We start from the raw sequence: 13,523 nt of genomic DNA, 5'->3' as shown, positions 1-13,523 counted from the left end.
TCCATTACACTAGAGACAAAGTGATTATTACTGCAAACTATGAGCATCAAACCTAGCCTTTTACACCCTAACAACCCACATCAGGGCCGCTATGATTTAACTCTACTTTGCCAAAAGTATCCGGCTTTAACATCTTTTATCCAAATCAGCCCGGCTGGGCTAAAGACCATTAATTTTAGCAATCCTCAAGCAGTACAAAGTTTAAATGCAGCCTTACTGGCTAGCTATTATCAAGTGAATTTTTGGCAGCTACCTGAGGAGTATTTATGCCCACCTATTCCAGGGCGAGCCGATTACTTACACTATGCGGCTGATTTAGTTTCAGAGTTACCAGCGGTTTCTCACCAAACTAAGTCTTCTATTAAAATGTTAGATATTGGCTGTGGTGCTAACTGTATTTATCCCATTTTGGCTAGTCGAAGCTTTGGCTGGCAGGTTATAGGTAGCGATATTGATGCTAAAGCATTACAAGTGGCGCAAACTATTATTAATGCCAATAAAAATTTGCAGCAGAAAATCACGCTGCGCCAACAAAAACAAAGTCAGCATATTTTTCAGGGCATTATTCAACCTAATGAGTATTTTAGTTTAACCGTTTGTAACCCACCCTTTTATGGTTCAGCCAAAGAAGCCACTGCCGTTAATAAACAAAAGTGGCAAAAACTAGGTAAACCTAATCAAGGCCGCAACTTCAAAGGTAGCGCCAGCGAGCTTTGGTGTGAAGGTGGTGAACTTAACTTTATTAGTAATATGATTGCAGAAAGTTATCTATTTTCTAAACAGGTAGGTTGGTTTACAACCCTAGTTTCCCAGCGCCAGCACCATAAACCTTTATTGGCCTTATTAGCTAAATATAACAAGGTGGTTATAAAGCAGCAGAAAATGCAGCAAGGCCAAAAAACCAGCTTACTCTTAGCTTGGCGTTTTACTGACTAGCCTTTTTAGGTAGCACCACATAACGGCCGCTAAATTCTGCTGCCACTTTATTATCAGATAACACAGTCACTGTTATCCTTTGTGATACTTTTTTACCGCTAGCCAGCGGGGTAAGATCACCAATACAGTGCTGTAATTGACAACGAGTTGCAGGGTTTATCGATACCGGTGCAAAATAACGAATATTGCCTTCAGCTAAAACCATATCACCGCTTAGGTTTTGAGCTTGTAGCTGTAAATATAACATGCCCCAGCCGGTTAAAGTTGCCAATGTGTAGATACTGCCTGCAAACATGGTTTGATGCAGGTTTATATTGGGTGCTAAAGGAGCTTGGCAACTAAAGGTATTACCATCAAAGCCATTAATGCTTATTTGCATAAACTGGCTCATAGGGATGGTCTGCTGCCAGGTTTGCCCTAGCTGTTGGCACCACTGCGAAAATTCTGCCCTAGTTGCCGCTAATTTTATTACCTTGGCCATTTTAGTATGAGCAATACCAAACAGAGCTTCCGCTTCTCCCTTAGCTTGATAACCTAAGCCTTGATAAAAGGCGATAGCAGACTCTCTGGCATTGAGGATAACACTTACACATTGCCATAAAACAGCTTGCTGCTCTAACCCTTGTAAAATACGCCGTCCTGCTCCTTTACCTCTATAAGCCTCAGCCACAGCCATATAGCGAATTTGCGCGGTTTTATCTTGGCACTGATGTATACGCCCTACCGCAGCAATATCACCAGCTTCATTAATCAATAATAAATGATAAGCTGTAGCGTCTAAGTCGTCTTGCTCTGAGCCCTGCGGCTGCTGCCAAGGTTGTCGTAACACTTGCCAGCGTAACTGATAATATTGTTGCCACTCTTGGCTTGTTTGTGGCTCGCGTAATTGCCAGTGTCTCATTGTTTTTTTCCAATCAATAAGGTTAAAAGTAACTAAATTATTCGCACTCGCTAAGCCGTATCATCACTTTCTTGTGCTTGTTTATCGGCATCTAGCTGTTGCAGTAATGCCGTTAGCTCTGCGCCTAGTAACACTACAACCCAAGACAAGTAAACCCAAACAAATAAAATTGGCACTAAGGCTAAGGCACCATAAATAGTATCGTATGATGGAAAGTTTGTGACATAAAAAGCAAAAGCACGCTTAAAGAACTCAAACAGCACTGTTGCCAAAAATGCTCCTGCTATAGCATGGTTAACCCTCACTTTAATATTAGGCACTACTAGATATAAAATAAAAAATGCTAATAATGACATCAAAGATGGCACTATGCTTAAAATTGCCGTTGAAAAACCTGGGGTATAATCATCAGCAAAGCGAGTTAGCCCGACTAAGTAAGAGCTAAGGGCAATGGATGAGCCAAATAAAATTGGTCCTAAGGTTAATATCATCCAGTAAATAGAAAAGGAAATGATAGGTCTAGGTCTTTTGCTGACTCGCCATATTTTATTTAAAGTTTTATCTATATTATTAATTAGTAACAAGGCTACAACCACTAAGGCTGCAATACCTACTGCGGTCATTCCTCCTGTATTACCAATAAATTGGCTAACATATTGCTGGATCTCGTCACCACGCGAAGGAATAACATTAGCGTAAATAAAGTCTTCTATATTCTGTCTAAACTGACTAAACATAGGAAAGGCTCGCAGCATGGTAAACATCACCGCGATAAAAGGTACCAAAGACAATAGTGAGATATAGGCAAGGTAACCGGCGATCATGGTAATTTGATCTTGCTGACAGCGCTGAATATACAGTTTAATAAAACGCAAAACGTTATCGAATTTAATTTGCCAGTCGGGAAGCATAAGGTGTCCTTTATTTCCAATACAGTAAAAGGATACAAGAAAAGCTAGCTAGCAACCAGCAACTCTATCTTTCTTAGGTTGCTAAGTAACAAAAAACCGGCACTTAGGCCGGTTTTTAATATTAAATACAGCTAGGAGGCTAAATTAACCACGATTAGCGCGCTTACGCTCATTTTCGGTTAAATGACGTTTACGTAAACGAATAGACTTAGGCGTTACTTCAACAAGTTCATCATCATCAATAAACTCTAGCGCTTGTTCTAAGGTATAACGAATAGGTGGTACTAAAGTAATAGCTTCATCAGTACCTGAAGCACGTACGTTAGTTAACTGTTTACCTTTTAAGCAGTTAACAGTTAAATCATTAGTCCGAGTATGAATACCAATAACTTGGCCTTCATAAACTTCTTCGGCATGGCCAATAAACATCCGGCCACGTTCTTGTAGCGAATAAATCGCATAACCTGCGGCTCTACCCATAGCATTAGAAATCATAACGCCATTCATACGCTGACCAATAGTACCGCCTTTATAAGGACCGTAGTGATCAAAACTATGGTACATTAAACCAGTACCAGAAGTGATAGTCATAAAGTCTGTTCTAAAGCCAATTAAACCACGGCTTGGCATCATAAAGTCTAAACGAATACGGCCTTTACCATCTGGCTGCATGTTAGTAATCTCAGCTTTACGCTCGCCCATTTTTTCCATGATTGAACCTTGATGCTGTTCTTCACAGTCAATGGTAACGTTTTCCATTGGTTCCATTTTCTGGCCATCAATTTCTTTCATAATAACTTCAGGGCGTGATACAGCTAGCTCGTAACCTTCACGACGCATACTTTCAATTAATACGCCTAAGTGCAATTCACCACGGCCTGAAACGCGGAACTTATCACCATCTTCAGTTTCTTCAACCCGTAAAGCTACGTTATGCTTTAACTCAGCATGTAAACGGTCTAAAATTTGCCGAGATGTAACAAACTTACCTTCTTTACCCGCAAACGGCGAAGTATTAACTTGGAAAGTCATCGTTACTGTTGGTTCATCTATGGTCAGTGGTGGTAAAGCTTCTGGTTTAGTTGTTGCACAAATTGTATCTGAAATTTTCAGCTCACCTAAACCGGTAAAAGCAACAATATCACCTGCAGTAGCTTCATCGGTTTCAACTCGCTCTAAACCTAAGTAACCAAATACTTGGCCTACTTTAGTATTACGCTTTTTACCATCAGCACTAAGAATAGTCACTTGTTGATTTGGTTTTAAAGTACCGCGCTTAATACGGCCAATACCGATAATACCTAAGTAACTAGAGTAGTCTAACTGTGATACTTGAATTTGGGTTTCGCCATTTAACTCTACTGCCGGTGGCGCAACATGTTTAACGATGGCAGCAAATAAGTCATCAATGTTTTCTTTTTTAACATTGTAATCTAAAGTAGCCCAACCATTTAATGCTGAAGCAAACACAACTGGAAAGTCTAACTGCTCATCTGTGGCACCTAAGTTATCAAATAAATCGAATACTTGGTCAATTACCCAATCTGGACGTGCGCCTGGGCGGTCAATTTTATTAACCACAACAATTGGTTTTAAGCCATGAGCAAAAGCTTTTTGAGTAACAAAGCGGGTTTGTGGCATAGGGCCATCAACTGCATCTACCAATAATACAACAGAGTCAGCCATTGATAATACACGCTCAACCTCACCACCAAAATCGGCGTGACCTGGGGTATCTAGAATGTTAATGTGATAACCATTCCAACGTACTGAAGTATTTTTGGCTAAGATAGTGATACCGCGTTCAGATTCCTGCGCATCGGAGTCCATCACTCGCTCTTTTAATTTAGCGCGAGCATCAAAAGTGCCTGATTGCTGTAATAATTTATCGACCAAAGTTGTTTTGCCGTGGTCAACGTGGGCAATAATTGCTATATTCCGTAACATATTCAAATCATTAGACATTTACTTTTACTCGCTGCTTTAAAATTTAGTTATGTACACCAGTATGTACACACATATAGAAGTACATCACTTTAGTTGTGTTATTTTACCCTACTTTGCTATGCTGTTTGTAATTTATTTGAGAATTACTCTATGCACATCATTTTAATGCTGGCTTTAGTTATTGCTGGGTATTCGTTAGGTGAGAATGTTGGTTGGCTTTTAGGTTTGCCAGTCATAGCAATCGGCTTGCTATGTTTTCAGTTTGGCGGGAAAGGATCAGCAACCTGGCGCGAACAGCAAGAAGGATTATTCTTTTTGCTCGGCCTTGGCTGCATGATTGTTTTGTTACTTGGTGGGGTTACTGCTTAACTATCCGGCTAAATCTAGATCTAACCTCTTTAGCTGCTTCATCGTTCATTATTAATTGCGCTCGTTTAACTGCGCTATCAAATGAAGTATCAGATAAATTAACTGGTGGCACTCTGCCACTCATTAAATAGCCTACGTTAGTTTGGCTTATGCCAGCTAAGCGCAATATCTGTATTACCTCTGCTCTTGATGATCCTCCCGTTTGAGCTGCACTAACCAGCCTTGTCATTTCTTTAAATGCTGCCTCTTGTTTGCGCTCTGCACGCTTCTTAGCTGCTGCTATATCGTTGTCAGACACTTTGTTAGGGTCGCGCAATACACCGCTAAGCTCTTGGCGTGCTTCTGCTACTGAACTATTAAAATCAAAAGTCCGGTAATACAAACTTACTTTAGGGTCAAAAGTAGAGCTGCGGAACCCCATTAAAGCCAGCATTTCATCAGACATACTATAAGGCTTCCCGGTTGAGCGCTTAACGTCGCCTGCTGCCATTGCTATTCGCCATGCGTTATTAGCTGCACCAGGCGCTAGACCTAGTGCAACATGCTTGGCAATATCACTTGATTTACGCAAAACAGAATCGTTTTCTTTAAACACTTTACCGCCACTTTCTTTTTTATTGCTTAACACTTCAAATATTTTACCAGCAGAAATATCAACACCAAAAAACGGCGATAACATATCGCGCATAGACGATGCTATTGCTTTATCTACTGGCTGATCACGCATCATTGCTTCAATTGGCCTTTTCCAGTAGCCATACGGATCAATAAATGACATATCAAAATATCTTAGGTTACCGTCTTTATCGCGACCTGCATAAATAAAGGTAGAGTTTTTCTGCCAGTCAGCTGTCATATCTCGCAGTGCTTCTTCGTCGTCATCATCAACGCCAAACATTGCAGCACTTAATGCAGACAAAGCAAACATGCCGCCGCTTGATAAGGTTATGCCAACAATACGCCTTGCGCCCATAGCCCGTATTTCAGGATTATCAGATTTAATTTCACTTGCGGCCAATTTAATAAGGTTGCCAGTGGTGCGAATTATCTCTGCCGGGAACGATACGAATGTACCAACCAACGGGAAGCGGGATAGCCTCACTCCCGCTTTACCAACGCGGCTATAGGTTGGGTAGGTGTCTTGAATGCGCTCTGCTGCCATCGCTTCGGCTTCTGGCTCTGCCATGCCCGCCCGAATTAATGCAGCCTTTTCGTTTTCAAAGCCTACAATTTTCCAAAAGTCATCACCAAACCGATAAAATCCAGTCGCTTTATTAGTTACCCAGCGCAAACCGTCAAATGCTGCGCCGCTTTTACCCTCTAGCCACTCGCTTACTTTGCCATCTGTCATCATGCGGACCATTTCACCCGCGTTAGCTGAGTCATAAATAACACCAAGCTTTATTAAGCGCTTCATGTAATCAGACTCGCCATCAGTAACCTTGCCTTTTACTTGTGCATTAAAAGCGGCTACCGCTTGTTTCATGTACTTTTGATTAAAGTGGCCGTTAGCTACAGTAAAAAAGTAAGACGACATTACGTTACGCATAGCAGTAGTTGGTGACAGTACGGTTTTGCCATACTTGATAAAGCCGTTAACTCTAATAGCTGTTTCAAGCCAACCCTCGCCTTTCTTGCCGCCCATTGCATCTTCAAACGCCTGCTTAATTTCTGGCGTTGTCCACACTCCGTTAAGTGGCGCGTAAGTGTCTGAGCTTTCACCGGCTAGCTGCACAGTTGCTTCTGGTGGCCTGTTGTCTTTTTCAAACAGGAACGACCCCATACCCATATCGCGTATAGTGCTAAGCAACTTGTCGTTAGCTATCATTGCCGACATTTTTGAAACCGACTTAGCATAGTTAATTCGCGGATCGCGGTACTCGCCAAGCAGCGCTCGTATTTCTGGTGAAATATCTTTGCGCTGTATAAGTGTCGATAAATCTTTAGAGCCTAACTTGCTTTCAGATATAAACGCACCCAGGCTGTCGTAGGCCGTGCCAGTTTTTACTATCTCATTGATAGTTACTTCGGCCTTTCGTGCTGCTTCTGCTTGGCTGTCACCTGATTGCGTGTACTGATTAATCAGGTAGTCCCTGGCGTTATCAATAACATCAGTCGGTATTTTCTTAAACCATTCTTTATCATCAAACGCTTTGTAGCTTCGGTTTAAATACTTGCCAATGTTGCCTATCATTTTTTCCAGCCTTGCCATTTCTGCCGGATCATCTTTTCCGTCCTGCTCAAGCCGTTGCTGCAGCTTGTTGGTAACAGCACCAACATAGTCTTGCGTTAGGCCGTCAATATGCTGCCGCATTAGTATTAAGGCATTACGCTCTGCGTCAGACAAGCCAGTAACGCTGTCTTGTCCAGTAATAAAGCTGTGATATTTTTCCCACTGCGCATCGGTTAACTTGTTCGGGTTAACGCCACCTGCTTTTATGGCTTCGTCCAGCTTGCCAACTAACATTGAAATATCAAATTCATGCACAGTAACATCACGGTCGCGTCCACGAACAGCCTGTTTAACCACTTCTGGCATATTGCCGCCAGGCATAATCCAGCGTGATAATTCCTTTTTAATTTTACTGCCTAGTGTTTTATCGGACTCGCGCAGCTTGGCGTTTAGCGCTTCCCATTCAGGCTTTTTTGATTTAGCAAAACGGTCTTTAGGCTTTACCGCTTTGGCAATTCGGTCAGCTAAGCTGGTGTCTTGATCTGCAGTTGGGTTAGCTGTGCGGCTGAACATAATATCTGGATTGTCAGGATCAAAGTCGCCATTGTTGTTGGTGGCTGATTTTATTTGGCTTGGATGCTTAACTACTATCTCACTTCTGTTAATGATTCCGTCAAATTCAGGGAACTTTTCAAAAATATCATCTATAAACTTAGTGGGCATGCCAGACGAATTTATCTCCCTCATTCCAGGTAATTCAGTCTTTCTTGTTATAGGGTTTTCTATCTTCAAATAGGCTTTAATCTGCCTTTTGCCAAACTGTGGTAATGGCGAGTCGGAAAAATAAATTCCCTTTCCGCTAAGCCCGCTTCGCTCGCCGGCTTTAAACGTAGAAAATTCTGAGTTGGTGTTGTGATATACAGCTTTAGGATCGCCGTTTTCATCCACAACTTTACTATCACCAAACCATTTTTTAAATGCCTCGGTATTGGTTTGACTTTGCTGATCAAACGCCACTGCTTTACCTACCTGCCTGCGCGGTGCTTTACCGCTTTTAAACCCTTGGACGATACTATCAACCATATTTGTCATGGCTGCAATATCTGGATCACCGGCACGGGTAATGCCTACTTTAGCTAATTGGTTGTTAAGCCAGCGTAACATTGACTGCCACCAATACTTTAAGCTGCCGTTATCTGGCTGATCTTCAACGAACCGAGCAAAGAATTCTTCTGCCTGCTTTTCTGGTGTTAGGTCGCCGTAGTCGTTCATAATCCCTGACCATCTGCCACGGAATGAAGCCTTGGTTCTGGTGCTATTTACACGCTGCAAAAATTGGTTGTAAGTAGCTACGCCAATAACTGATTGCAAGCCACCATGCGCAATAACTTCATGCGCCAGAGTGCGCTTTGCATGCTCTAAGTTTTCAAAGTTTTCAGCTATTAAAAATGCGGTTTTGGTTTTATCGTCATACGCACCGCGAACAATGCTACCAGACAGTGACATATTAAAAGCAAGCTCTGCTTCCGACTGGTTGCGTAGCACCTTAACTTTAATGCCACTGGCACCGTTTAACTTTTTCATAAACTGGCTAACCATGCGCTCAATCTGTGCGGCTGGTACGCCTTTGGCTTTCTGGTTGCGCATTTTGTCGTAGTTGGCTTTGCTAAACAGCATCGTGCCTTTATCGGTTTCTTTTACTTGTAGTGTTTCGAATAGTTTTCTAAAGGCGGGGTTTATTGTCTCTTGTTCTGCTTTAGTTGGGTACGGGTATGTTTGATTAGGCAAATTACCATTCATGCTTTCTAGGGCATCCCAAGCTTCTGCCTCAAGAATATTAGCAAGGTAATCGTTGTTAAAGTCTTTTTTTGCTAACTCGTCAATAATAAAGGCTTCAAATGATCTAGCTGACGCTTCAACGTTAGTTGACCAATAAGATTTGCTGCGGCGCTTGTCTAAGTTTGCCGCCCGGTCAATGACATCGGTTTTTTTAATGGCTGTCATTAATTCATCAAAGGCCATGCGAACTTCTGGCCGCAAATCACCACCGCGAACACCAGAGCCCTCGGTTAAATAACGAGTAGGCTTGCCAGCCATTCTTGAAAAATAGTTATCGGTTGCATGCCACCATTCATGCGCTAATGATCCTGCCCCTTGCCCTTTGGTTAGGTTGATCGCAACATAGTCAGGTTCGTAGTGCGCTTTAAAGCCACGCTTACCCCCAGTACCACGCGCACCGAACGCCATACCTAATTCACCATTCAAAGCTAATGCTTTAGGCGGCACACCAAGTACATCAGACAGATCCATTAGTGCGTCGTATGCTTCGTTTAAATCTTTCTGCCTACGGCCTTGCTCTACCCAATTGCCAAACTCTATACCTCTAAAACCAAAGGTATCAGCAAAAATAGACGGTGTGACATTGCCAGCAAACCTTTCAGGGCCAATTCTGTCTTGGTTTTCAGGCCGTCGCATAGATGGAGTTTCTTTTATTTGCTTTAGCTTAGCCTCAACATCGTCGCGATTATTTTTAAGGTGATCACGCGCAGCTTGTATTGAGTCAAATTCTTGAATTCTCAGCACGCCAGAACTGCCTTTCCAACCTAAATAAACTTGCTTGGTATAGCGATCAGAGTAAACACTTATCTTACTTTTCTTTATCGCTGCACCCGTTGGGTTAACTTCGGCCTCTTTTGCTATAAGACTTTCTAGGTTATCCAGCGCATCTTGCTTGTTTTCACTGGCAATACTTAGCATTTCAGTGTTGCCAAGCTTAGGAAAGTAAAACACTTTGTTGGGGCTATACGTTACACCACGGAAAATACCAAACGAACCAGAGCCAACCCGGTATTTTGCTGCTAGCTTTAATTGCTCAGGGTTAGCTTTGGCTATAGCTGGAATAGCATCAGCAATTTCATTAAGCGGATTGCCTTTTAACTTCATCGCCTTTATTGCTTCTTGCGGTGTAACTTCGCCATTAACTAGCTGACTTGCAAAGTCTCTGAAAATATCTACGTTTTCAGCCCACCGGTTTACTTTGTAAGCTACTCTAGGCTTAGCGGGGATCTCTGCACGCATAGCCGCAATGATTGCCAGCGTTTCCATAGGCACGCCATCAGCGGCCATTTTCACATAGTCCGGCTCAGGGAATGCTTTTGATAGCGGCAGTTCGCGAGTGTTTATTTCATCGGTAACAGCATCAGCAAAACCACCCCAGACATCTTTTCTAGCGCCGCCCAGCTTCTCGCCAAAGTCCTCTATAGGTGCGGACTGCTCGGCGCTTTCAATTTGCTCCGACTCAGAAACAGAAACCCCAGCATCGGCCGGGGTCTGGTTGGTTGTTTCAGCCTGCGGGCTTACTTCACTTGGTCTGCTTTCGCTTTCGCTTGATTCAGTATCTTGTTGAATGCTTGGCTGCTCTGTGGTGTCGGCTTGCCTGTCTTGAGTGCCGTCAAATAAGCCTGTCGCTCCTGTTGTGTCGGTTTGCTGTTGTTGCTCTGTTGCATTACGGATAACCTCATTTGGGTTTGGGCGTGCGCCTGGCTTGCCGGTAAATATATCAGTTTGACCCATATTCTGCGTATCGGTCAACACGGTTGAAACAATATCGTTTAATAGTGCGGTCATTCGCTTGCCGCTACGCGTTGCACTTTCTAGTGCTGTGGCTAGCGCAACAATATCAGCATCAGTGTGGCCGGTTAGCATGTCTGCTTGTGCGTCAATTGCTTTAACTGTTGTGCCATCGCGCTTAGCTTTTGCAAACAAACTTGCCGCCTGCGTAAATGCGCTAGATAAATTTTTGCCAATATCGGCATCCATTGCCCGTATTGAACCAAGCTTACCGGCAACATTCATAAGTGCGGCTAGTAAGTTTTTACTGTCAGGGTTAGTTGACTCGCTAATACTGCTTAGTAAGTCGGTATCATCATAGCCTTTTGCAAATATTGCGTTCTGTACTCTGTCTTTAAAGGTTTTGTTCCATTGACCATCCGAAGTCATGTAAGAGCCAATTTCATTATTGCCAAGCTTGTTTGCAAATCCCCTTAAAAAGCGGTCGTTTGATGCGGCTAGTACATCACCGTTTTCAGGTATGGCTAGTAACTTAATTAAGTTGTCGTCAATAATCCGCGCATCAGCCTTAGCAATTTCAACCGGTGACTGGTCCATTGTTGCGCTGCGGTTACTGTCTTGCACAAACTCTAATCGCTGTGCAGCATTAAAATCATTCGTGCGCTCGCGGATTAATACAGGGTTTTTAAAGTTAGCGAAAGACTGCGGATCAATGCCTAGCTGCCCGGCCATATAGGTTAATGACTGACGATAGTTATTTGCATTACCTGTTCGGTACGCTTCACGCAATCCAATGCTGCGGCCATTGCCTGATTCGACAATGCCATCACGCACAATAGGCGCACCGCGATCTGTTTCTCGGCTATCGGCTAGTCGTGCTGGATCTGGATTTTTGGCAATGCTGCGAACCTGTTTAATGTATTTATCTTGGTCGCGATCTCTTGGTTGTAATTCTTGCGGGTAGTTAGGGTTAATTGCGCCACTAAAATCATTAGAGGTTATTAAATCGTCAACTTCAACAATGCGGTATTCAACATCCGCTGTAATGTTTTTCGATGGGGTATATGTACGGGCTGTCTTTCCTTTAACAACTGGCTTCGCCTGCACTTCCTGCGCATTTGACGGGGACGTAACAGGTTCAGGGCTTGGCGTCACTGCTGCCTGATCTGCTGATGTTTCTGTGCTTGGCATTTCTTTAGCTAATGGCACTAACTGATCAATAGGCGCATTTAAACGTATAACCTTAACTTGCTCGCCTTTCTCTCGTTTAGCTAACCACTGATGATGCCCGTCCAGTACATAGTCGTCAGCCGAAACTAATATAGACCTATCGCCACCTTCAAATGCCATAGCTTTTTTAACTTTGGCTGGGCTAAATTCTGTTTGTGTTGGCTTTAATGAGTCAGCTGGCACTGTTTCTTGCTGATGCGTAATGTCACGGCCTTTCATAAACTGAACTAAAGCGCCACGATGCTCTGCTTTAATTTGCGGCATTTCAGCGCGGGGTATTTTCTTTGTTCCGGTATCATCTGCAAAGGCTGTCCATTCGCTATCAATAGCATCACCCGCTAAGTCGACTGCTGGCTTACTAACTGCCTGCCAACCAAAACCATCAGCAAACGGGACTGCTTCAATTTCAATGCCTGCCTTTCGTGCGTCTCGCGCTTTCTTGCTAGATAGTGCGCCTTTCTCGGATTGGTATGGCTTGCCTGATGGCATCAGGTTAACGGTGCCAGGTGCTGGCTGCTGCTGCGACTTACTGGAGCTAGCAACCATTTGATCTGCATCAGTAATCGCTTTTTGTATCTGGCCAAAGGCGCGGTTATCCATGCGGCCATCAATAGTTTGGAAGTCGGTAGCTTCTGGCGTTATCTCGGTAGCTAGTGCTTGTTCAACCAAACTATCGGTTAACTGCTTGCGTGCATCGTTTAGCGTGCTGGTTGCCGGTGCTTCTTGCTGTGGTGCGTTTTGTGCGGGTGGCATAAAGTCAGATAACAGGCCGCCATTTGATTGCCAATACTCGCTACCTACTTGCGCGGGTTGCGCTGCAGTGGGTAGGTCATAGTTAATATCGTTAGCGCCACTGATAACGCTATCAAGCGCATCTTGGTTGCTTGCAGCTTGTGTTGCTGCATCATCAAAGGCGCTGGCTAACTCAGGGTTGCTGTCGCGTATCGCGTCGGCTGTTGGGTCTGCCACTGGTGCGGGTTGTTTAGGCTGCGCTGGTTGTCTGTTTGCAATACCACCAATTAACCCGGCTGCACCACCAAAACCACCACCGGCTAAGCCCTCGTTTAATGCTGCTGATTTAACGCCTTGCCATTCGTCTCGGCCATCTACTTGCTGTAACGCTTCATTAATGCCGTACTGCTGAACCGCCGCTTGACCTGCTTCGGTTATACCCTCGGCAGCAAAGCCTTTAGCGGCTGAGCGCATGGCACCAGATTTTGCTAAGCGTGCGCCCATTAATGCGCGGCCAATTATCGGATCACCAATGGCCGAGCCTGCAAAGTTTGCCAGTAATGCTTTAGGATCACTACGCACATCGCTTGCCACCTTAGCAGCAATGGTATCTTTTGCAGCGTTCCATTTCTGTTCATCTGTCCAGTCCGGCTTGCTATCGTGTATGCCGCGAAACACATCACGGAATAATTCAGATTGCGCCAAGATGGCGTTAGGCATGTTACGCACTTCGTTTCGTGCTTCTTCCATGCCT

At 43.7% G+C, this 13,523-nt stretch carries 6 protein-coding genes and 1 pseudogene; 2 read left to right on the top strand and 5 right to left on the bottom strand.

Going from position 1 to position 13,523, the window contains the following annotated elements; genetic code table 11:
* Nucleotides 1-39 precede the first annotated feature (39 nt).
* On the top strand, nucleotides 40-936 hold the full coding sequence (gene rlmF / locus RDV63_RS05705) for a 23S rRNA (adenine(1618)-N(6))-methyltransferase RlmF (RefSeq protein ID WP_313908544.1): 897 nt from the start codon (nucleotides 40-42) through the stop codon (nucleotides 934-936).
* On the opposite strand, the gene RDV63_RS05700 is transcribed toward rlmF, so the two are convergent.
* The 3 genes from RDV63_RS05700 to typA form a co-directional block, all read right to left on the bottom strand.
* Nucleotides 926-1,837, bottom strand: a complete 912-nt coding sequence (locus tag RDV63_RS05700) for a bifunctional GNAT family N-acetyltransferase/hotdog fold thioesterase (protein WP_313908543.1) — start codon at nucleotides 1,835-1,837, stop codon at nucleotides 926-928. The two genes, rlmF and RDV63_RS05700, sit on opposite strands and share 11 nt — an antisense overlap.
* A gap of 50 nt (nucleotides 1,838-1,887) precedes the next feature.
* A complete protein-coding gene (locus tag RDV63_RS05695) occupies nucleotides 1,888-2,748 on the bottom strand; it encodes a virulence factor BrkB family protein (RefSeq protein ID WP_313908542.1) in 861 nt (286 codons plus the stop codon).
* A gap of 144 nt (nucleotides 2,749-2,892) precedes the next feature.
* Entirely contained in the window at nucleotides 2,893-4,713 is a 1,821-nt protein-coding gene (typA, locus tag RDV63_RS05690; RefSeq protein WP_313908541.1) for a translational GTPase TypA, read from the bottom strand.
* A gap of 132 nt (nucleotides 4,714-4,845) precedes the next feature.
* On the opposite strand from typA, the gene RDV63_RS05685 reads away from it, so the two are divergent.
* Nucleotides 4,846-5,064 (top strand): hypothetical protein, encoded by a 219-nt coding sequence (locus tag RDV63_RS05685; protein ID WP_313908540.1) that lies wholly within the window; start codon nucleotides 4,846-4,848, stop codon nucleotides 5,062-5,064.
* On the opposite strand, the gene RDV63_RS05680 is transcribed toward RDV63_RS05685, so the two are convergent.
* Both RDV63_RS05680 and RDV63_RS15250 read right to left on the bottom strand, forming a co-directional pair.
* Nucleotides 5,054-11,236, bottom strand: coding sequence for an LPD5 domain-containing protein (locus RDV63_RS05680; RefSeq protein ID WP_409934852.1), 6,183 nt, complete (start codon nucleotides 11,234-11,236; stop codon nucleotides 5,054-5,056). The genes RDV63_RS05685 and RDV63_RS05680 overlap by 11 nt on opposite strands.
* A 243-nt stretch (nucleotides 11,237-11,479) precedes the next feature.
* Nucleotides 11,480-11,998: pseudogene (locus RDV63_RS15250) on the bottom strand (hypothetical protein); the annotation flags it as partial.
* Nucleotides 11,999-13,523: the final 1,525 nt, after the last annotated feature.

Source organism: Rheinheimera sp. MMS21-TC3, from assembly GCF_032229285.1.
Lineage (GTDB): Bacteria > Pseudomonadota > Gammaproteobacteria > Enterobacterales > Alteromonadaceae > Alishewanella.
The sequence above is the reverse complement of the archived record's forward strand: the minus strand, read 5'-3'. Positions and strand labels throughout refer to the sequence as shown.